Below are 19424 nucleotides of genomic sequence, written 5' to 3'. Positions count from 1 at the left end.
CCTGGTCATTTCTTGGGAATGGGGAACGGCCGCACGATGGGTCCTCCCATGTCGTCGTCCGAGCCGGCCGCCTGTGCGGCTGGTTTCGCCCGGATGCGCTTTCTGGGCGCTTTGGGTGGGGGCTGCTCCGCCCTGTCCGCCTTGCTCTTCTCCGGGTCGAGCAGGGGCATCAGTTCATCGAGCGTGCAACCAAACACCTCCCCCAGGGCGTCGATCAGGGCGGTTTTGATCTGCACAGGCCGTTCATAGATGATGCGCGACAACTGCGAGCTGGTGATCTCGTAGCCTTGCTCGGCCAGCAGGCGATGCAGTTCCGTGCCTGTGCGGATTTTGTGCTCGCCCATCAGTGCGGCCAGGCGCCAGCCATAGCGCCGGGGTTTGGGGTCAGTCATGATTTCTTCTCCTCATCCTGGTTGAGTGCTTCGGCGATCTCGCGGGCGATGACATCGCTGATTTCCTGATCGACGAACGTGTCCGGGACGTGCATATAGCCCTGCGTGACCGCGGCGTTGCTGTGGCCATGCTTGCGACGCACCGCTTCGGTCGAGAAGCGGAGGGACTCGTGGGTGACGCTGGAGTGCCGCAGGCAGTGGGGCGTCAGGCCCAGCCCGTCCAGCCCGCTGATCTGCAGGCACTTCTGAAAGCGGGCTTCAGCGCTGGAGATGACCAGCCGCCGACCACGCTCGGAGAGAAACAGCGCGGCCTCGTTGGGATCGGCGTAGCGCAGGAACTCGGGCCTGACTTTCTGGATGTACCAGGCCAGCATGGCAGGCAAATCATGGTGCGTGACGGGCACAGCACGGAAGCGCGGCCCGCTCCCCCGGCTGCCCTTGCCCCACACATGGATGTAGCCGAAGTCACCCAACTCCGGGCGGACAGGATTCTTCTCGAAGGACGTGAGGTTCAGCTTCAGCGCCTCTGAGATGCGCAGCCCGCCCGTGTAGATCAGGTAAAAAAAGGCGTTGTCGCGGCGCAGGGGGTTGTAGTCCTTGCCGTGAAAGCGCCCCGCCTCGATCGAGGCCTTGCGGATACCCTCGAACAGACGCGCGATCTCGTCGTGCGTCAGCGCCCGGCGCTCATGCTTGCCGGATCGCTCGTTCTCGACGTTGTGCGGGATGCAGTTCTCGTCGGTGCAGATCTGCCGCAGCTCCAAGTTGTAGAGCCTACGGATGTCGTTGCGGAACTTGACGTTGCCAACCAAGTAGTCGAGAAAGACCCGGATCGCGCCCTGATAATGCCGCTGGCTGGACACCTGCAGCCCGCGGTCGTGGGCCAGATGTCGGCACCAGACATCGAACGCGTCCTCGGTCCACAGCCAGGGCGGCAGGCCGCTGCGCGCGGTGAAATCCCGCACGACACTTACGTCCCGCGTGACCGACCGGACATGGTGGCGCAAGGCGCCTGTGCGCCGCTGGGTCCATGCCGCCACCATGTCGTCGAACAGGCGCTGATCCTCCGGCGCCAGGACAACAGCCTGCGCGGCAGATGGGACGCTACGAATCGAAGGGCGGGCCATGGCAGCGAGAAAGACGGAATCTGGAACTTCCAATGTTGCGAGAGCATAATTTGCAACAAAGTCGCATCATGAGTTCCATTTTTGCAAGTGATTCAATTTTACCGCATCTCTCGCAAAAGACAAGCACCCGATTCATGGCGCCCCCAAGCTGTTGATTAAAAACGGCCAGGCGCCCGCAATGGAAACTTCCGATGATGCGGCGGCGGGCGCACTACACACACAGAACATGCAAGTGATGCAACTTCGCAGAATCCAGAAAGTCTTGTTAGAACAAGGATTTACTCCATGTGAAGCGCATCTTTGATGCCATTAGTGGCAAAAATGGAAGGTCGGGAGTTCGTCGAGGAACAGCACATTCTGGGTGGCCAGACTGATTTCGCCGGGCCGAATGGTGCCCGCGCCGCCGCCCACCAGCGCCACTGCGGATGCCGTGTGATGCGGGCTGCGCATGACGCGCTGTCCCCAACGCGCGGGATCGAAGCGGCCGACGAGGCTGAGCACCGTCGCACTCTCCAGCGCCTGCGCGCGGGTCAGCGGCGGCAGCAGGCTGACGAAGCGCTGCGCCAGCATGGACTTGCCACTGCCCGGCGGCCCGACCATCAGCGCGTGATGCCCGCCGGCTGCGGCGATTTCGAGTGCACGCTTGGCCGCGCCGTGGCCGCGCACCTCGGCCATGTCCGGCCCGGAGGCATGTGTTGGCTCGGCACCCGCTGCAGTCACCCGCTGCGCCGCGCCGTCCTGTTCCAGCAGATAGGCCACAACCTGCTGCAGATCGCGTGCGCCCAGCACGGTTGCCGCCTGCGCCAGCGCCGCCTCTTCCGCGCTGGCCAGCGGCAGCACCAGGCGAGACGCCGCCTGCGCGTCTGTCGGCTGCGGGGCCAGCGCGCAAGCCATTGCCAGCGCGCCGCGCGTGGGGCGCAGTTCGCCGGTCAGAGACAGCTCTCCGGCGAAGGTGTGGTCCTGCAGGCGCTGCGGCGGAATCAGCCCCTGCGCAGCCAGAAGGCCGATGGCAATCGGCAGATCGAAGCGCCCGGACTCCTTGGGCAGATCGGCCGGCGCCAGGTTGACCACGATGCGCTTGTTCGACGGAAAGCCCAGCCCGCTGTTGATCAGAGCGCTGCGCACGCGGTCGCGCGCCTCGCGCACCTCGGCCTCAGGCAGGCCGACGATGGTGAAGCCGGGCAGACCGGGCGAGAGATGCACTTCCACCATGACCGGCGGGGCCTCCATGCCCAGCAGCGCCCGGCTGGCGACTTGCGCCAGCGACATGGGCAACCGAGAGACGCGACTCAGCGCCAGGCGTCTTCGGGCGAAGCGCTGGCGTCCGGGGTGGCACCGTCCAGCCGCGCCTGCAGTTCGCGCACCTGGGCTTCGAGGGTATCGATCTGCTGACGCGCGGCCAGCAGCATGCGCTGGGTGGCGTCGAACTCGTCGCGCGTGACCAGATCGAGCCGTCCCGCAGCGGAATGCGCCAGCGCGCGCAGGTTGCGCTGCGCATCGTGCAGCGGCGAGTTCTCGATCAGGCGGCCGATCTGGTCGAAAAACGCGGTGTTGCGTTGGCGAAAGCTGTCGTTCATGGCAAATCTCCCGAAATTCATCTTGTTGCGCATTGTGACCGATTTCCACCGCCCGACAGGCAGCAGGACATTGCGTTCTTGCGTGCGGCCAAAGATTTGGCCCGCCCTGGTTTGCACCACCATGGTGCCGATGCATGCGGGCGCACAAAACAGGTGCATCAATTCGCCAGCAACAGATCGTCAATCGAGTGACAACGATGTGACAGCCCCCGCACCGCCCTGGCACGAAAGCTGCAGATGTCCCCCGGCATTTCACGGTGGGCATCTTGCCCGGCAGCACTCACAGGAGAAACTTGGATGAACAAAATCGCAATCGCCGCGGCCGTCGCCGCTGTCATGACCGGCACCGCCGGTGTCGCCTCGGCCCAGACCGCACCCGCCCCGGCTGCTCCCGCAGCGCCTGCCGCACCGAGCCTGGGTGCGGTGCTGGCTGCAACGCCGGGCTTGAGCTTGACCGGATACGTGGCGGCCGATTACTCGTATTTCGACACCCAGACGCCGGCGCTGCGTCTGTACTCGGGCAGCCGCAACAGCTTTCAGGTGCCGCAAGCAGCCGTGACCGCGTCGTATCTGCCCAGCAGCGGCTTTGGTGCGCAAGTCACCGCAATTGCTGGGTCTGATGCCAAGGTGTTGCGCCAAGGCGAAACCTGGCCGTTCAACACCACGTCGAGCCAATTCGACCTCAACAACGCGTTCGTGCAATACGCCAGCGGCCCGCTGACGCTGATGGCCGGCAAGTTTTCCACCCTCGCTGGCGCAGAGGTACTCAACCCTGCCAACAATGCCGAAATCTCGCGCTCGCTGCTGTTCTGGAACATGGAGCCGGGCACCCACACCGGCCTGCGCGCCAGCTACGCCGTCGCTCCTGCGCTGACTCTGACCGCCGGGATCAACAACGGCTGGAATTTCACCAGTGCCCCTTCGGGCACGGCCAAGACCATCGAACTCGGCGCATCCGGCTCGCCAGACAAGATGTTCTCTTATTCGGCGGCGTACTACCGTGGCCAGTCGCCGCTTTACGGTGGCAGTCCGACGGGAGTGCTGCAACTGCTCGACCTGGTCGGCACGCTCAACGTCACCGATTCCTTGAGCTTTGGCGCCAACGTGGACCTCCTGCAAAAGGCTGATTACGCCGGAGCTGGAACCGGGGATGGCAAAGCCAACGGCCTGGCGCTGTATGCCAACTACGCAGTGACGGATCAATGGACCGTATCGGCGCGCGGTGAGTACATCGACGACAAGCAGGGCATCGTCTCAGGCACCGCAGGCGCGAACAAACTCAAGGAAGGCACGCTTGCACTCACCTACGCCCCGACGAAAGCAATCAAGCTCATGGCCGAAGTGCGCCAGGACCGCTCGGACCAGAAGATTTTCACCAACACCAGCGGCAACGCGACGGGCAAGCAAACCTCGCTGCAACTGCAGGCGGTCTACACGTTCTGACCCTCACTCACGAAGGAGCCACCATGAAAATGATCACGGCCATCATCAAGCCGTTCAAGCTCGACGAGGTGCGTGAAGCCTTGTCGGGCATCGGGGTGACGGGCATCACCGTCACTGAAGTCAAGGGGTTTGGCCGGCAGAAGGGCCATACCGAGCTGTATCGCGGCGCGGAATATGTGGTCGATTTTCTGCCCAAGGTGAAGATCGAGGCAGCCGTGCCGGAAGCCCTGGTCGAACGCACCATCGAAGCGATTGAAACCGCGGCCCGCACGGGCAAGATTGGCGACGGCAAGATTTTTGTCTCCGCTCTCGAACAGGTCGTGCGCATCCGTACCGGCGAGACCGGCAGCGACGCGCTCTGAACACCGCCCTCCCAGAAAGGTCTTCGACATGAAAAAATTTCTTGCCTCTGTTGCGCTCAGCCTGGTCACACTGACCACGGCAGCGCCCGTCTGGGCACAGGTGGCCAGCGCACCGGCCTCGACTTCGGCCCCAGCCGCAGCGCCCGCCGCCGCTCCAGCGCCTGCGCCTGCAGCTGCTCCGGCCGCTGCGCCTGCTGCCCCCAATCCTGCCGCCTTCATCAACTCCGGCGACAACGCCTGGATGCTGACCTCCACCGCGCTGGTGCTGATGATGACCATCCCCGGTCTGGCGCTGTTCTACGGCGGCATGGTGCGCAAGAAGAACGTGCTCGCCACGCTGATGCAGAGCTTTGCCATCACCTGCCTGGTGACGGTGCTGTGGATGATCGTCGGCTACAGCCTGGCGTTCACTTCGGGCAATGGCTTCATCGGTGGACTCAGTCGGTTCTTCCTGAACGGCATGGGGCTGGACTCGGCCAACTCCCTGGCGCCGACCATTCCGGAAACGACCTACATGACCTTCCAGATGACCTTTGCCATCATCACTCCGGCGCTGATCGTGGGATCGTTTGCCGATCGCATGAAGTTCTCGGCGCTGCTGTGGTTCATGGGCATCTGGTTGCTGGCCGTGTACGCCCCGATCGCGCACATGGTGTGGGGTCCCGGTGGCTTCCTCGGTGGTGACGGCGTGCTCGACTACGCCGGTGGTACCGTGGTGCACATCAACGCCGGTGTCGCCGGTCTGGTGGCTGCGCTGGTGATGGGCAAGCGCGTGGGCTACGGCAAGGAAGCCATGCCGCCGCACAACCTGGTGCTGACCATGATCGGTGCCTCGCTGCTGTGGGTGGGCTGGTTCGGCTTCAACGCCGGTTCGGCCGTGGCTGCAAGCGACCGCGCCGGCATGGCGATGGCCGCAACCCAAATCGCCACTGCCGCCGCCGCGCTGGGCTGGATGTTCGCCGAGTGGATTGCGCGCGGCAAACCCACCATCCTGGGCATCACCTCCGGCGCGGTCGCGGGTCTGGTGGCCATTACCCCGGCGTCCGGCTTCGTCGGCCCTGGCGGCGCGCTGGCCATCGGCCTGATCGCCGGCGTGGTGTGCTTCTGGACGGCGGTCTACATGAAGGAAATGATCGGCTATGACGACTCGCTCGACGCCTTCGGCGTGCACGCCATCGGCGGCATCGTCGGGGCCATGCTGACCGGCGTGTTCGCGGTCAAGGCCATCGGCGGTACTGCAGGCGCCCTGGAAGGCAACATGGCCCAGATCCTGATTCAGGCCAAGGGCGTGGGCTTCACCATCGTCTACGACGCCATCGTGACCTTCGTCATCCTCAAGGTCGTCGACATGGTCATCGGCCTGCGCGTCACCGAAGAACAGGAACGCGAAGGTCTGGACATCAGTCTGCACGGCGAGCAAGTGCTGTAACTGGGTTTTTTCCTCCGGATGGTCTGGCAGCAGGTGTGCTGCCCGATCGGAAGGCGTCTCCACATCCCCTCCCCGGGATGTTCCAACCGCCCCCTCGGGGGCGGCTTTTTTTGGAGCGATGGAATAAGCCGCGGCCGTGGGCGTCTATCCCGTGTCATCCACCCCAACCGGAGTTTCCAAATGACCGCATTGCAACGCTTCACCCCCCGCCTGTCCGCCGCCGCGCTGCTGCTTTCCGCGCTGAGCCTTGGCCCGCTGGCGCTGGCCGCCGAAGGCCCCACGGAAGCCGCCAAGGCACACATCGCCGCGATTGCCGAGGGCAATGTCGATGCCATCACCGCGAGCTACGCGCCGGACGCCGTGCTGGAATGGGTGGGCGGTCCGCTCGATGGACGCTACGCCGCACCGGATGCGATCAAGACCACCTGGACCAAGTTCGCCAAGGCCAACGGCGCACTCAAGGCTGACATCTCCCACTTGCAGGAAGCGGCCAATCCCAAGGGTGCCACCGTCACCGCCGACGTGGTGTTCCAGGGCAAGACAGCGATTCCGGTGCGCTATGTGCTCACCTACCGCGACGGCAAGCTGGTCGCTGAAATCTGGCAGATCGACCCCAAGCTGGCAAACAAGGGCGGATACTGACCGACTCCACCCACGTCCACCCGCACGCCACGCCCCCACATGGCCGACCGCCAGCAATTGCTGACTGAGCAGATCCCGCATCTGCGCCGATATGCCCGCGTGCTCTACGCCGGTCGCATGGCCGACGCCGACGATCTGGTGCAGGACACGCTGGAACGCGCGGTGAGCAAATGGGGGCTGTGGCGCGGGGTGGGCAGTGTGCGACCCTGGCTGTTTTCCATCATGCACAACCTGTTCGTCGATCAATGCGCGCTGCACGGTGCGCAGGCCACGCAGGCGCTGGACGACCTGCCCGATGGTGTGCTGCCGTCGCAGCCGGCCACGCAGGATCTGCGGCTCGAAGCGCTCGAACTGCTGGCCGCGCTGCAACGCCTGAGCGTGCCGCTGCGCGAAGTCCTGCTGCTGGTGGCGGTCGAAGGGCTCAGCTATGCCGACACCGCCAAGGCGCTGGGCGTGCCCACCGGCACGGTGATGTCGCGGCTGTCGCGCGCCCGCAGCCAGCTGTGGCAACTCACCAGTGGTGAAGGCACGCAGCGCCCTGCCCTGCGGGTGATCGATGGACAAAGGAGTGTGGGATGAGCCCGCAACGCCCTGACCGCGACACGCTGATGGCCTATGCCGACGGCCAGCTCGACGCCGCGCGCCGCGCCGAGGTCGAGCGTTATCTGGAGGACGAGGCGCAGCTTGCAGCGGGCAGCGAACCCGCAGGGCCGCATGCCAGCGTACGCGCCGAGCTCGCGGCGCTGCAGGCACAGAACCGCGCGCTGCGCGAGGCGCTCGAACCGCTGCTCGACGAGCCCATTCCCGCGCGCCTGCTGCAGCGCGCCGCCCCGCCATCGCGCCCCTGGGCACGCGCCGCCGCGGTGGCGCTGTGGATCGGCGTCGGCGCAGCAGCCGGCAGCCTGGTCACCCGGCAGGCGCAGCAGGACGACGCGGTGGCGCTGGTGCAGAACGAGGGCATGCAGCATTTCGTGCGCCAGGCCGAACTCGCCTGGGCGGTCTACACCCCGGACCCGCGCCGCCCGGTGGAAGTGCGCGAAGGCAGCGACCTGACCACCTGGCTGTCGCGCCGCCTGCAGCGCCCCATCGTCGCCCCCGACACCTTGCCCGGCGGGCTGGTGCTGATGGGCGGCCGCCTGCTGCCCGGCATGCCGGGCAAGCCCGCAGCGCAGCTCATGTATCAGGACGCGCAGGGCCACCGCGTCACGGTCTACCTGCGCGGCATGGCCAAGCCCACCGCAGAAACCGCGTTCCGCATCGTCACCGGCAAGCAGGCATCCACGTTCTACTGGGTGGATCGCCAATGGGGTTACGCGCTGACCGGCGACCTGCCCCGCGCCCAACTGCTGGCCGCAGCCCGCGCGCTGTACCAGCGCTACAGCGCCGATCCGCCTCAGTCGCCAGCCAAGCCCGCCGCGCCGCTGGCCTGAGCTTCACCCGTGGGGCCCCTTACAAGCCCCACCCTTTCAGCCCGATGCCCCAGCATCGACCTGCGCGATTGACTTCTCACTGCAGAACCCCATGAACCCTTCAATTCACACTCACAAAACCGGCCTATGCCAAACCTCCGACACCCCGGACACAGGCCGACGCGCCCTGCTGCGCACCGGCCTGCTCGGCGCGGGCCTGCTGCTGGCCTCTGCCGCGCCGCTGGCCCTGGCAGAAGGCGCCACGCCCCTGAAGGTCTATGGTCCGGGCGGCCCTGCGCCCGCGATGCATGAAGCGGCCACGGCCTTCGAGAAGGCCACCGGCATCCCGGTCGAAGTGACCGCCGGGCCGACGCCAAAATGGATCGACGCCGCCCGCGCCAACGCCGACCTGATTTTCTCCGGCTCGGAAACCATGATGAGCGACTTTGTCACCGCGATGAACGGCCAGCTCGACAGTGCCGACGTCATCCCGCTCTATCTGCGGCCGCTCTCGATCCTGGTGCGCCCGGGCAACCCCCGGCACATCACCGGCTTCAAGGATCTGCTCAAACCCGGCATCAAGGTGCTGGTGGTCAACGGCGCAGGACAGAACGGGGTGTGGGAAGATGCGGCGGGTCACCTCGGCGACATCCGCACCGTGCGTGCGCTGCGCAAGAACATCGTTGCCTATCCCGGCAACAGCGCGCTGGCCCGCCAGGCCTGGATCGACCAGCCCGACATCGACGCCTGGTTGATCTGGAACATCTGGCAGGTCTCCAATCCCAAGCTGGCCGAACAGGTTGCGGTGGAAGAACCTTATCGCATCTATCGCGACACCGGCATCGCCCCGACCACGCGCGGCAAGCAACGGCCCGCCTCGCAGCAGTTCATCGCCTTTCTGCAGAGCCCGCAGGGCGCGGCGATCTTTCGGCGCTGGGGCTGGATCACGAACGACGCCTGAACGCGTGCAGACGCAGCCACTCGGGCAGCCACTCAGCGCGTTTGCGCTGCGTCTGCAAGAATCGGGGTTGTCCATGCCTTCCCGAACAGAACAATGATCCCGCATCTCATCACGTCTTCTGGCGACCCCGTCCTCGAACTCGAACAGCGCATTCTGGAAGCGCAGCCCTCCATCGAGCGTTGGTTCCGCCTCGAATGGATGGAGCACACACCGCCGTTCTACAGCTCGGTCGATCTGCGCAATGCCGGCTTCAAGCTCGCACCGGTCGACACCAATCTGTATCCCGGCGGATTCAACAACCTCTCGCCGGAGATGATGCCGCTGGCGGTGCAGGCGGCCATGGCAGCGATCGAGAAGATCTGCCCCGAGGCCAAGAACCTGCTGGTCATCCCCGAGAACCACACGCGCAACACCTTCTATCTGGAGAATGTGGCCACGCTGATGCGCATCTTCCGCCAGGCCGGGCTGAACGTGCGGCTGGGTTCGCTCGACGAGGCGGTCACCGAGCCCATGCACCTGAAGCTGCCGTCGGGCGGAGAACTGGTCGTCGAGCCGCTGATCCGCAACAAGCTGCGCCTGGGCCTCAAGGATTTCGACCCCTGCACCATCCTGCTCAACAACGACCTCTCCGGCGGCATTCCGCCCATCCTGCAGGGGCTGCACGAGCAATACCTGCTGCCGCCGCTGCATGCGGGCTGGGCGGTGCGGCGCAAGTCCAACCATTTCCATGCCTATGACGATGTGGCGAAGAAGTTTGCCAAGCTCATCGGCGTGGACCCGTGGATGCTCAACCCCTACTTCGCCAAGTGCGGCAAGATCAACTTCCACGAGCGCCACGGAGAAGACTGCCTGGCCGACGCGGTCGACAGCGTGCTCGCCAAGGTGCGCAAGAAGTACAAGGAATACGGCATCCAGGAAAAGCCCTTTGTCATCGTCAAGGCCGACGCCGGCACCTATGGCATGGGCGTGATGACCGTGCGCGATCCCAGCGACGTCAAAGACCTCAACCGCAAGACGCGCAACAAGATGAGCGTGGTCAAGGAGGGCATGGAAGTCAGCGAGGTGCTGGTGCAGGAAGGTGTGCCCAGTGTCGAGCGGCTGCAGGAGGCGGTGTGCGAGCCGGTGGTCTACATGATGGATCGCTACGTGGTCGGCGGCTTCTACCGCGTCCATGCCGACCGTGGCCCCGACGAGAACCTCAACGCGCCCGGCATGCACTTCGTGCCGCTGGCGTTCGAGGAGCAGTTCAACGTCACCCACCCGGAAGCCGCCCCGGGCACCAGCGGGCCCAACCGCTTCTACATGTACGGGGTCATCGCCCGGCTGGCGATGGTGGCCGCCAGCTACGAGCTCGAACGCACCGACCCGGAAACCGAGCTGGGCTGAGATCATGCAACTGCTGTTCGTCGCCGACCCGATCGCGTCTTTCAAGATCCACAAGGACACCACCTTCGCGATGATGCGCCAGGCGCAGACGCGCGGGCATGCGATCTGGGTGTGCGAGGCGGCCGATCTGCACTGGAGCGGGGGCGGTGGCGCGGCTGCTTCCCCGGTCTGCGCAGTCTGCCGCCGGATCGAGCTCACCGGTGCCCTCCAGGGCAAGGACTGGTACCGGGTGCTCGACCAGCGACCGCTGGCGCTGCGCGATGTCGATGCGGTGCTGATGCGCAAGGACCCGCCGTTCGACAGCGAATACTTCTACGCCACCCATCTGCTGCAGCAGGCCGAGCGCGATGGCGCGGCGGTGTTCAACAGCCCGCGGGCGCTGCGCGACCATCCGGAAAAACTCGCCATCCTGGAGTTTGCGCAGCTCATCGCGCCCACTTTGGTCAGCCGCCGCGCTGCCGAGATCAAGACGTTCTATGCGGAGCATGGTGACATCATCCTCAAGCCGCTCGACGGCATGGGCGGCACGGGCATCTTTCGCCTGCGCCAGCAGGCCGACGGCAGCCCCGATCCCAATCTCAACGTGGTGATCGAAACCCTCACCGCAAACGGCACGACCACCATCATGGCGCAGCGTTTCGTCCCCGCCATTGCGCAGGGCGACAAGCGCGTGCTGATCATCGACGGCGAGCCCGTGCCGTATTGCCTGGCACGCATTCCGCAGGACGGCGAAACCCGCGGCAATCTCGCAGCGGGCGGCCTGGGCGTGGCGCAACCCCTGTCGGAGGCCGACTGGACCATCGCCCGCGCGCTCGGGCCGGTGCTGGCCGCGCGAGGCCTGCTGCTGGTGGGCATCGACATCATTGGTGACCGGCTCACCGAGATCAACGTCACCAGCCCGACCTGCTTTCAGGAAATCACCCAGCAGTCCGGCTGCGACGTGGCGGCACGCTTCATTTTGGCGCTCGAACGGGCCGTGGCGCGCGCACGCGCACACTGACGCCGTCGGCTGGCTTTGGGCGACAATCCGCCCATCATGCACTCGCCGCAAACCCGCTCCGCCCGCACGCTGATGGCGGCCCTGCTGCTGACCCTTGCCGGGGTCACTGCCAGTCTGTCGCTGGCCTTGCATCAACCCTGGCTGGGCCTGACCCTGTCGCCGCAGGGCGATCCGTCCAGCCCCGGCATACTGGTGACAGATGTTGCCCGCAGCGGCCCGGCAGCCGCAGTCCGGCCGGGCTCGCGCCTGCTGTCCATCGGCACGGGCGATCAGCGCGTGACCCTGAACGCCAGCGACCTGATCGAGGAGCCCGACTTCTTCGACACCTATGCGCAGGTCGAGGCCTTCTTCCAGCGCCAGACGCACATCGCCGAGTTGCAGGCCAGACCGCTGCTGCTGCGCTGGCGCGACCCGGCTGGGCAGATCATCGAACAGCACATTCAGCCGTCATCGGGGCGTCCGCTGTCGAGTCTGCCGTTCGTGTTCTGGTTTCAATTGCTGTGCGGCAGCGTGGCGCTGCTGGTCGGTGCCTGGGTCTATGCCCTCAAGCCGCAAAGCGGGTCGGGGCGGCTGCTCGCGCTTTCTGGCCTGCTGTTTCTGCCCAACACCTTCTCCGCCGCGATCTACAGCACCCGCGAACTGGCGCTGCCTGGCCACTTGTTCGAGGTGCTGTCGGCCATCAATCACCTCGGCGGGCTGGGCTTTGGCGGCGCGCTGGCGGCGCTGTTTCTGGTGTACCCGGCACGGCTGGCGGCGCCGAAATTCCTCTGGCCCATTCCCTTGATCATCCTGGCCTGGTGGGCTGCCGATGTGCTGCGCTCCACCCCGGACGTCGGCTGGGGTGTGCGCATTCCGCTGCTGCTCGAAATTCTGCTGGCCGTGGCCCTGGCCGTGGTGCAGTGGCGACGCAGTGCCATGCGCGCCGCCGACCGCGCCGCGCTGCGCTGGTTCATTCTCTCGGCCATGCTCGGAGCATTTACCTTTGTGGTGTTCACCTTCGGCTCCAGCATGTTCGGCATCTTTCCGCCCATGCAGCAGGGCTACGCCTTCGGCTTTTTCCTCGCGATGTATCTCGGCCTGGCGCTGGGCGTGGGACGCTATCACCTGTTCGACCTCGACCGCTGGGCCTACCGCCTGCTGCTGTGGGTGCTGGGGCTGGGCCTGATCGTCGTGCTCGACATGCTGCTGGTGCTGCTGCTGAACTGGCGCCACGACCTCTCGCTCATCCTCACCCTGTTGGTGGCCGGTCTGCTCTACCTGCCGCTGCGGCAATGGCTGTGGAGCCGCATGATGCAGGGCGAGCTGCCACCGATCGACAAGCTGCTGCCGGAGATCATCTCCGTGGCGTTCACCGCGCAATCGCAGGAACGCGAGCGGCGCTGGCTCGGGCTGCTCGACCGCCTGTATCAGCCGCTGCACAACCTGCCGCTTGCGCAGACCCGTGGCGATCAGGCCATCGGTCTGGCGCAGGATGGCATGGAGCTGCGCGTCGCCCCGGCCGGTGGCATGGCTGCGCGCTGCCTGCAGGGGCGCAGCGCCGGTCAGCGGCTGTTCACCGTGACCGATGCCGAACTCGCCACCGCCATCGTCACCCTGTTCAATCAGGCGGCGGCGGGCCGCGACGCGCTGGAGATCGGCGTGCAGCAGGAGCGCGACCGCATCGCCAGCGATCTGCATGACGACATCGGCGCCAAGCTGCTCACCCTGCGCCATCTGGTGCAGGGTGAGCGTGAGCAGGCCATGCTGATGACCACCATCGACCAGTTGCGCGCCATCGTGCGCGGTCTGCGCCAGCACGCGCAGCCGTGGGACGAATTCGCGGCCGACATCCGTTCCGAAACTGCGCAGCGCCTGGCCGCCGCCGGCATGGAACTCGACTGGCCGCCGCCGCTGATCGGCGGCCTCGCCCCCACGCCCCGTCCCTACCAGAGTGCGCCGGCACAACCCCCGCAGGACGCCGCGCAGCAATACCACCTGCGCGCGCTGCTGCAGGAAGCCGTGAGCAATGCCATCCGCCATGCGCATGCCAGCCGTGTGTCCGTGCGCCTCACGGTGCAGGAGGGCACGCAGATGCGCCTGGACGTGATGGACGATGGCGTCGGCATCGCGCCGGTGCATGGGGCGAGCGGCCACGGCCTGACCAGCATGCAGATCCGCGCCCGCGCCCTGGGCGGTCGCATCGCATGGCGCAGCGGCGCCGACCGCCCCCCCACGGCACCGCCTCCCCCTGCCGACGGTACCCCCGCGCGGACGCAGATGCCCGGCATGGGCACCTGGGTGGAACTCATCTTCCCACTGCAGGCCGGGTTGATCTAGGGCCTGTTCACGCCCGTCGGCTGCGCGTCGCACAATGGCTGTGTGCGGGAGCGCTCTCGTTATACATTTTTCCTAACTGTTCGATGAGAACAATCCATTGGATCAATTACAGGGTTATCCCTAAAATTCTTTCTCAACGGCACACCCGCCGCGTTTTTTTCTCAACCAAAAGGACCTCAATCATGGAACAAAACACTGAAACCGTCGGCCTGCCCCGCCTCAACGAACCCGCGCCCCACTTCAACGCCGTCACCACCCACGGCCCGCGTACCCTGGCCGACTACAAGGGCAAGTGGCTGATCCTGTTCTCGCACCCCGCCGACTTCACCCCGGTGTGCACCACCGAGTTCATGGGCTTCGCCCGCAACCACGACAAGTTCAAGGCGATGAACTGCGAGCTGCTGGGTCTGTCGATCGACTCGATCTTCGCCCACCTGGCCTGGGTGCGGTCGATCAAGCAGCACTTCGGCGTGGACATCCCCTTCCCCATCATCGAAGACCTGAAGATGGAAGTCGCCCGCGCCTACGGCATGATCCACCCCGGCGCCGCCGACACCCAGGCCGTGCGTGCCACCTTCTTCATCGACCCCAACGGCGTCCTGCGCGCCATGGTGTACTACCCGATGAGCAATGGCCGCTCGATCGACGAGTTCGTCCGCCTGCTGCAGGCGCTGCAGACCAGCGACAAGTTCGGCGTGGCCACCCCGGAAGCCTGGTGCCCGGGCGACAAGGTCATCGTGCCGCCGCCCAAGACCACGGCCGCGGCCGAGGAGCGCGTCACCGAAGGTCCCAAGCAGGGCATGGAAGTCACCGACTGGTACTTCACCAAGAAGTCGCTTTGATCCTACCGACCTGACCGCCTGCGCGGCCCGGTTCAACGCCTCCACCGCCAGCGCCGTGGAGGCGTTTTTTTGCCCGCATTGCCATACACTGCGACGCATGGATACGACACAGAGCACTTCCAACCCGACTGCGGCTGGGCACAAGATTCCGGTCTCCGTGCTGGTGGTGATTCACACGCCCGCGCTGGAGGTGCTGCTGATCGAGCGTGCCCGGCAGCCCGGCTTCTGGCAAAGCGTCACCGGCAGCATCGATGCGCTCAGCGAGCCTCTTGCGGCCACCGCAGCGCGCGAAGTGGAGGAGGAAACCGGCATCCACGTCGGCAGCATCGCCGTGCCGCAAGGCGCGTTGCGCGACTGGCATCTGGCCAATGTGTACGAGATCTATCCGCTGTGGCGGCACCGCTATCCGCCCGGCGTGTGGAAAAACACCGAGCATGTGTTCAGTCTGGAAGTGCCCGCAGGCACGCCGGTGCAGCTTGCCGAGCGCGAACACCGGGCGCTGCTGTGGCTGCCCTGGCACGAGGCCGCAGAACGCTGTTTTTCCGCCTCGAATGCCGACGCCATCCGCCAGCTTCCCCGGCGGGTTCGGCGCGGCTGAACCGATTCGCCATGGAACTGCGCGTCGCCTCGTACAACATCCACAAGGGCGTGCTCGGCCATGGCCCGGCCAAGCGGGCCAGCATTCTGGAGTTGCAGTCCGCACTGCAGGGGCTGCAGCCCGATCTGGTGTTTCTGCAGGAAGTGCAGTTTCTGCATCTGCGCAACGCCCGCCGCCTGAGCGGCTGGCCCACCCAGCCGCAGCACGACTTTCTGGGAGACGCGCTGGGCCTGCACGCGGCCTACCGCACCAATGCCTGCACCCGGCATGGCGAACACGGCAATGCGCTGCTGTCGCGCTACCCCATCATCGATGTCGCGCATTGCGACGTGTCCGATCACCGCTTCGAGCAGCGCGGCCTGCTGCATGTGCAGGTGGCACTGCCCCGGGGAGGACCGCTGCATTGCATCGTGGTGCATTTCGGCCTGTTTGCGGTCAGCCGCCAGCGCCAGACCGAGAGGCTGCTCGATTACATCGCCGCCAAGGTGCCGCCCCAGGCCGCACTCATCGTCGCGGGCGACTTCAACGACTGGCACGGCCGCATCGGTCCGCAACTGCTGCAACAAGGCCTGGTTGACGTGAGCGAGCCGCCGCTCAAGGCCAACGGCAAGACCGCGTGGCGCAAGCGGGTGCGCACTTACCCCGCCCGCCTGCCGCTGGTGCCGCTCGATCGCATCTATGCCCGCGGCCTGACCGCGGTTGAAATCGGCCTGGGCTGGGGACGCGGCTGGGCCCGACTGTCCGACCATGCGCCACTGCTCGCCGCCCTGCGTTGCACCGCACCGCAGTGCCCGGACGTCACGCCACCCGAGCAGGCCTCTGCCCCTGCGGGACTCGCGGCGTGAACACCTCGCCAGATCCTCCCGCCTCGCCGCCACCACCCGCAGCCGACAGCAACCCGGCGCCGGTGCTGGTGCCGGGCCCGATGCCTGACCCGGCAGGCGACGACCAGCCCCTGGACTGGACCGAGGGCGCCCTGCCGCGCCTGCTGCCTTACGGCGCCGCGTTCTTTCCCGCACTCACGCAAGCCATCTATCAGGCCCGCGCGAGCATCTGGCTGCAGACCTACATCTTTCATACTGACGACGTGGCGCTCGGCATCGCCAGCGCCCTGTGCGACGCTGCGCAGCGCGGCGTGCAGGTGCGCGTGCTGGTCGACGGGCTGGGCTCGGGCGCCAGCATCGACACGCTGTCGTCCCGCTTCGCCGAGGCCGGGGTGGAATTCATGGTGTTCCGCCCCTGGCGCAAATGGCCAGACGTGGTGCAGCGCGGACGCTGGCGGCGGCTGCACCGCAAGCTGTGCGTGGTGGATGCGCACACCGCCTTCATCGGCGGCATCAACCTCATCGACGACCGGCTCGACATCCATCACGGCTGGAGCGCGCAGCCCCGGCTGGACTACGCTGTGCAATACCAGGGCCATCTCGCCCGACAGACGCAGTGGGTCATGCAGCGCCTCTGGCTGCGCACCGTGCTGGCCGGCAGCCTGCAGCGCCGCCTGCGCAAGCTGCCCGGCCCCGGCGTGTTCGACACCTCGCCCAACCAACGCGCCTACTGGCAGGAATTGCTCGACTGGGGCAACGCCAACCCCTCGGCCGACGAAGACGGCGCACCGCTGCGGCCCGACCAGCCCGGGGCCGATGCAGCTGCGCCCGACCGCCCGCGCCGCACGCCAACCACCCTTGCGCAAAGCCTGTCCGCCCTGGTCGTGCGCGACAACTTCGCGCAGCGCCGCGCCATCGAGCACAGCTATATCCGCGCCATCAACCGGGCGCGGCACCGCGTGCTCATCGTCAGCCCGTACTTCTATCCGGGGCGCGACTTTCGCCAGGCGCTGAAACATGCCGCAGCGCGTGGGGTGCAGGTCAAGCTGCTGCTGCAGGGGCGGATCGACTACCGCATGGCCGCCTGGGCCGCGCGGGCGCTGTACGGCGAAATGCTGCGCGCCGGGGTGCTGATCTTCGAGTACACCCCCGCCTACCTGCATGCCAAGGTTGCCGTGGTGGACGAAGACTGGGCCACCGTCGGCAGTTCCAACATCGACCCACTGTCGCTGCTGGTCAACCTCGAAGCCAATCTCGCCGTGCGCGACCGCGCCTTCGCCCGCGAACTGGCCGCACACATCGACAGCCAGATCACCCGCTCTCTGCCGATCAACACCCCGGCCCGGCTGCGTACCCGCGCCCCATGGTGGCTGCGGCCTTTCGTCGCGGTGGCGGCACGTGCCTTCGTTGCTCTGGCGGGCGGGCTGAAAAACGAGTATTGAGCACGCCCACCAGGGCCGGTTCGCCGACCCGCCCCCGTGGGGTCGAGAAAACTCGGGGCGACCCTGCGATGTCTTCTTGAGAGCAGCCAGGCTGCCTGACAACGATCCCCCACCCAACCTCCCCCACGCGTGGGGGGAGGAGGGAACAGTGCTTCGCGCAATCTTCAGATGCCCTCCCAACCTCCCGCGCGCATGGGAGGGAAAGACGGCAGGCAACGTTGCTCCCTCCCCGCTGGCGGGGAGGGTTGGGGTGGGGTGGAGAACAACACCGCAGATGCCACTTCAACCGCAGCACACGCGGTTGCGCCCCTGTTGTTTCGCGCGATACAGCGCGCGGTCGGCGCGCAGCAGCACATCGCTGGCGCTGCCGTCATCGGGGCCAGCCTGCGTCAGACCGATACTCACCGTGAGCGCCACGGCCTGTTCGTTTCGCAGGGCAATGGGCTGCGCGCTCACGCTGGTGCGCAGCCGCTCGGCGATCTGCAGTGCCTCGGCGGCATCGGCGCCGTCGAGAATCAGCAGGAATTCCTCACCGCCGAGCCGCCCGAAAAAGTCGCGGCTGCGTTTTTCGCTGCGGATGATGTGGGCGAAGCGCTGCAGCACACAGTCGCCACCGGCATGGCCGAAACGGTCGTTGACCTGCTTGAAAAAATCGAGGTCGAGCAGCAGCACCGACACCGGCGCCCTGCGCTGCAGGAGTTGTTCCAGAACGGTGAGGATGCTGCGCCGGTTGTGGATGTCGGTCAGGCTGTCGCAGGTGGCCAGGTGTTCAAGCCTGCGCTCCAGCGCCTTGCGCTCGGTGATGTCGCGCCAGATGCCTTCGACCCCGGCATAGTTGCCGCGCTCGTCGCGCAGCGCCTGGGTACTGATGGAAATGTCGATGATCACACCGTCCTTGCGTCGCATGCGGCCCGGAAAGTCGCGCACGGCGCCGTGCCGCTTGATCTCGGCCACCAGGGCGTCACGTTCGCTCAGATCGGGATAGAACGCCGCAGCGGGCAGGCCGATGATCTCCTCGGCCGTGTAGCCCAGCACGTTTTTCACCGCCGGGCAGACATAGCGGGTGATGCCCTGCGCATCGGTGCGATAGAACACGTCCTGCATGGTGTTCATCATGCGCTGAAAGTCCTCGTCGGTCTGGCGCAGGCGCTGCTCCATCGCTGCGCGCTCGGTCATGTCGAGGAAAGTGGCCAGCACCGCCCGCTGGTCGTCCACCACCACGATGGCACTGCTCATGGCCAGCATCAGCGGCGTGCCATCGCAGGCATAGGCGCGGATTTCAGTGACGGGGTTGATGCCGCCGCTTTCGGCGTGACGCAACCGGGCCAGCGACCGGTGCAGATCGAGGGGGTGAATGAACGCCTCGACCGATTTGCCCACCACATCGCCCGCCTGTTGCGCCCGCAGCAGGCGCAGCGCCGCCGCGTTGGCATAGCGCACGGTGTCGCCCATCAGCATGGCCACGGAGGCAGGCAACTGCGCGATCCAGGCCGCACTGGGCGAGAGGGGAGCATCCGGTTCCATCACGGGATTCTCACGACACTGGACATATGGCTTGCGAAACCGGAAGGCACGAAGACAGTAAGGGTAGCACTGGAGTGAGCTGCCGAGTCTGTCCGAAACGTTTGCCTTTCCCGAGCCAGACGCCTGCATGAACGCACGGAGCGGCAGGCCTCG

The 19424-nt window shown here is 66.2% G+C and carries 18 protein-coding genes and 1 pseudogene; 14 read left to right on the top strand and 5 right to left on the bottom strand.

Annotated elements, in window-relative coordinates; all coding sequences use genetic code 11:
* Window positions 1-5: 5 nt before the first annotated feature.
* The 4 genes and pseudogenes from AC1ZQA_RS01320 to AC1ZQA_RS01305 all read right to left on the bottom strand — a co-directional run bounded on the left by AC1ZQA_RS01320 (window position 6) and on the right by AC1ZQA_RS01305 (window position 3093).
* Window positions 6-392: a helix-turn-helix domain-containing protein gene (locus AC1ZQA_RS01320; RefSeq protein WP_482678046.1), complete on the bottom strand. Its 387-nt coding sequence runs from the start codon at window positions 390-392 to the stop codon at window positions 6-8.
* Window positions 389-1516: a tyrosine-type recombinase/integrase gene (locus AC1ZQA_RS01315; protein ID WP_482678045.1), complete on the bottom strand. Its 1128-nt coding sequence runs from the start codon at window positions 1514-1516 to the stop codon at window positions 389-391. The genes AC1ZQA_RS01320 and AC1ZQA_RS01315 overlap by 4 nt, the downstream gene beginning before the upstream one ends.
* 324 nt (window positions 1517-1840) lie before the next feature.
* Window positions 1841-2785 (bottom strand): annotated as a pseudogene (locus AC1ZQA_RS01310) (YifB family Mg chelatase-like AAA ATPase); the annotation flags it as partial.
* A gap of 20 nt (window positions 2786-2805) precedes the next feature.
* Window positions 2806-3093, bottom strand: coding sequence for an accessory factor UbiK family protein (locus AC1ZQA_RS01305; RefSeq protein WP_482678044.1), 288 nt, complete (start codon window positions 3091-3093; stop codon window positions 2806-2808).
* Window positions 3094-3390: 297 nt separating this feature from the next.
* On the opposite strand from AC1ZQA_RS01305, the gene AC1ZQA_RS01300 reads away from it, so the two are divergent.
* From AC1ZQA_RS01300 to clsB, 14 genes are all read left to right on the top strand, one after another.
* Window positions 3391-4536, top strand: a complete 1146-nt coding sequence (locus AC1ZQA_RS01300) for an outer membrane beta-barrel protein (protein WP_482678043.1) — start codon at window positions 3391-3393, stop codon at window positions 4534-4536.
* 23 nt (window positions 4537-4559) lie between these two features.
* Window positions 4560-4898 carry a P-II family nitrogen regulator gene (locus tag AC1ZQA_RS01295; RefSeq protein ID WP_482678042.1) on the top strand — a complete coding sequence of 113 codons (339 nt, stop codon included), beginning with the start codon at window positions 4560-4562 and terminating at the stop codon, window positions 4896-4898.
* Between the two features lie 28 nt (window positions 4899-4926).
* Window positions 4927-6327, top strand: coding sequence for an ammonium transporter (locus AC1ZQA_RS01290; protein WP_482678041.1), 1401 nt, complete (start codon window positions 4927-4929; stop codon window positions 6325-6327).
* 180 nt (window positions 6328-6507) lie between these two features.
* Window positions 6508-6969: a nuclear transport factor 2 family protein gene (locus tag AC1ZQA_RS01285; RefSeq protein WP_482678040.1), complete on the top strand. Its 462-nt coding sequence runs from the start codon at window positions 6508-6510 to the stop codon at window positions 6967-6969.
* Between the two features lie 39 nt (window positions 6970-7008).
* Window positions 7009-7548, top strand: a complete 540-nt coding sequence (locus tag AC1ZQA_RS01280) for a sigma-70 family RNA polymerase sigma factor (protein ID WP_482678039.1) — start codon at window positions 7009-7011, stop codon at window positions 7546-7548.
* Window positions 7545-8399, top strand: a complete 855-nt coding sequence (locus tag AC1ZQA_RS01275) for an anti-sigma factor family protein (protein ID WP_482678038.1) — start codon at window positions 7545-7547, stop codon at window positions 8397-8399. Before AC1ZQA_RS01280 ends, AC1ZQA_RS01275 begins: the two co-directional genes overlap by 4 nt.
* Window positions 8400-8568: 169 nt before the next feature.
* Window positions 8569-9339: a substrate-binding domain-containing protein gene (locus AC1ZQA_RS01270; protein ID WP_482679261.1), complete on the top strand. Its 771-nt coding sequence runs from the start codon at window positions 8569-8571 to the stop codon at window positions 9337-9339.
* Window positions 9340-9432: 93 nt separating this feature from the next.
* Window positions 9433-10725, top strand: coding sequence for a glutamate--cysteine ligase (gene gshA, locus AC1ZQA_RS01265; RefSeq protein ID WP_482678037.1), 1293 nt, complete (start codon window positions 9433-9435; stop codon window positions 10723-10725).
* Window positions 10726-10729: 4 nt separating this feature from the next.
* Window positions 10730-11725 (top strand): glutathione synthase, encoded by a 996-nt coding sequence (gshB, locus tag AC1ZQA_RS01260; protein WP_482678036.1) that lies wholly within the window; start codon window positions 10730-10732, stop codon window positions 11723-11725.
* A 36-nt stretch (window positions 11726-11761) separates the two neighbouring features.
* Window positions 11762-14041, top strand: coding sequence for a sensor histidine kinase (locus AC1ZQA_RS01255; RefSeq protein WP_482678035.1), 2280 nt, complete (start codon window positions 11762-11764; stop codon window positions 14039-14041).
* A 182-nt stretch (window positions 14042-14223) separates the two neighbouring features.
* Window positions 14224-14883, top strand: coding sequence for a peroxiredoxin (locus AC1ZQA_RS01250; protein ID WP_482678034.1), 660 nt, complete (start codon window positions 14224-14226; stop codon window positions 14881-14883).
* Window positions 14884-14980: 97 nt separating this feature from the next.
* Window positions 14981-15481 (top strand): dihydroneopterin triphosphate diphosphatase, encoded by a 501-nt coding sequence (nudB, locus tag AC1ZQA_RS01245; protein WP_482678033.1) that lies wholly within the window; start codon window positions 14981-14983, stop codon window positions 15479-15481.
* An 11-nt stretch (window positions 15482-15492) separates the two neighbouring features.
* Window positions 15493-16326, top strand: coding sequence for an endonuclease/exonuclease/phosphatase family protein (locus AC1ZQA_RS01240; RefSeq protein WP_482678032.1), 834 nt, complete (start codon window positions 15493-15495; stop codon window positions 16324-16326).
* Complete coding sequence (gene clsB, locus AC1ZQA_RS01235; protein WP_482678031.1) at window positions 16323-17747, top strand: cardiolipin synthase ClsB; 1425 nt, start codon at window positions 16323-16325, stop codon at window positions 17745-17747. Before AC1ZQA_RS01240 ends, clsB begins: the two co-directional genes overlap by 4 nt.
* Window positions 17748-18029: 282 nt before the next feature.
* Here clsB and AC1ZQA_RS01230 read toward each other — a convergent pair whose 3' ends face one another.
* On the bottom strand, window positions 18030-19271 hold the full coding sequence (locus tag AC1ZQA_RS01230; RefSeq protein ID WP_482678030.1) for a sensor domain-containing diguanylate cyclase: 1242 nt from the start codon (window positions 19269-19271) through the stop codon (window positions 18030-18032).
* Window positions 19272-19424: the final 153 nt, after the last annotated feature.

This window comes from Thiomonas sp. DCM-2, from assembly GCF_056820905.1.
This window is presented reverse-complemented; position numbering and strand designations above follow the sequence as displayed.

Excerpts from the sequence above, each read along its gene's own strand:
- AC1ZQA_RS01320 (WP_482678046.1), bottom strand. The coding sequence starts at position 392 with ATGACTGACCCCAAACCCCGGCGCTATGGCTGGCGCCTGGCCGCACTG.
- AC1ZQA_RS01315 (WP_482678045.1), bottom strand. The coding sequence starts at position 1,516 with ATGGCCCGCCCTTCGATTCGTAGCGTCCCATCTGCCGCGCAGGCTGTT.
- AC1ZQA_RS01305 (WP_482678044.1), bottom strand. The coding sequence starts at position 3,093 with ATGAACGACAGCTTTCGCCAACGCAACACCGCGTTTTTCGACCAGATC.
- AC1ZQA_RS01300 (WP_482678043.1), top strand. The coding sequence starts at position 3,391 with ATGAACAAAATCGCAATCGCCGCGGCCGTCGCCGCTGTCATGACCGGC.
- AC1ZQA_RS01295 (WP_482678042.1), top strand. The coding sequence starts at position 4,560 with ATGAAAATGATCACGGCCATCATCAAGCCGTTCAAGCTCGACGAGGTG.
- AC1ZQA_RS01290 (WP_482678041.1), top strand. The coding sequence starts at position 4,927 with ATGAAAAAATTTCTTGCCTCTGTTGCGCTCAGCCTGGTCACACTGACC.
- AC1ZQA_RS01285 (WP_482678040.1), top strand. The coding sequence starts at position 6,508 with ATGACCGCATTGCAACGCTTCACCCCCCGCCTGTCCGCCGCCGCGCTG.
- AC1ZQA_RS01280 (WP_482678039.1), top strand. The coding sequence starts at position 7,009 with ATGGCCGACCGCCAGCAATTGCTGACTGAGCAGATCCCGCATCTGCGC.
- AC1ZQA_RS01275 (WP_482678038.1), top strand. The coding sequence starts at position 7,545 with ATGAGCCCGCAACGCCCTGACCGCGACACGCTGATGGCCTATGCCGAC.
- gshA (WP_482678037.1), top strand. The coding sequence starts at position 9,433 with ATGATCCCGCATCTCATCACGTCTTCTGGCGACCCCGTCCTCGAACTC.
- gshB (WP_482678036.1), top strand. The coding sequence starts at position 10,730 with ATGCAACTGCTGTTCGTCGCCGACCCGATCGCGTCTTTCAAGATCCAC.
- AC1ZQA_RS01255 (WP_482678035.1), top strand. The coding sequence starts at position 11,762 with ATGCACTCGCCGCAAACCCGCTCCGCCCGCACGCTGATGGCGGCCCTG.
- AC1ZQA_RS01250 (WP_482678034.1), top strand. The coding sequence starts at position 14,224 with ATGGAACAAAACACTGAAACCGTCGGCCTGCCCCGCCTCAACGAACCC.
- nudB (WP_482678033.1), top strand. The coding sequence starts at position 14,981 with ATGGATACGACACAGAGCACTTCCAACCCGACTGCGGCTGGGCACAAG.
- AC1ZQA_RS01240 (WP_482678032.1), top strand. The coding sequence starts at position 15,493 with ATGGAACTGCGCGTCGCCTCGTACAACATCCACAAGGGCGTGCTCGGC.
- AC1ZQA_RS01230 (WP_482678030.1), bottom strand. The coding sequence starts at position 19,271 with ATGGAACCGGATGCTCCCCTCTCGCCCAGTGCGGCCTGGATCGCGCAG.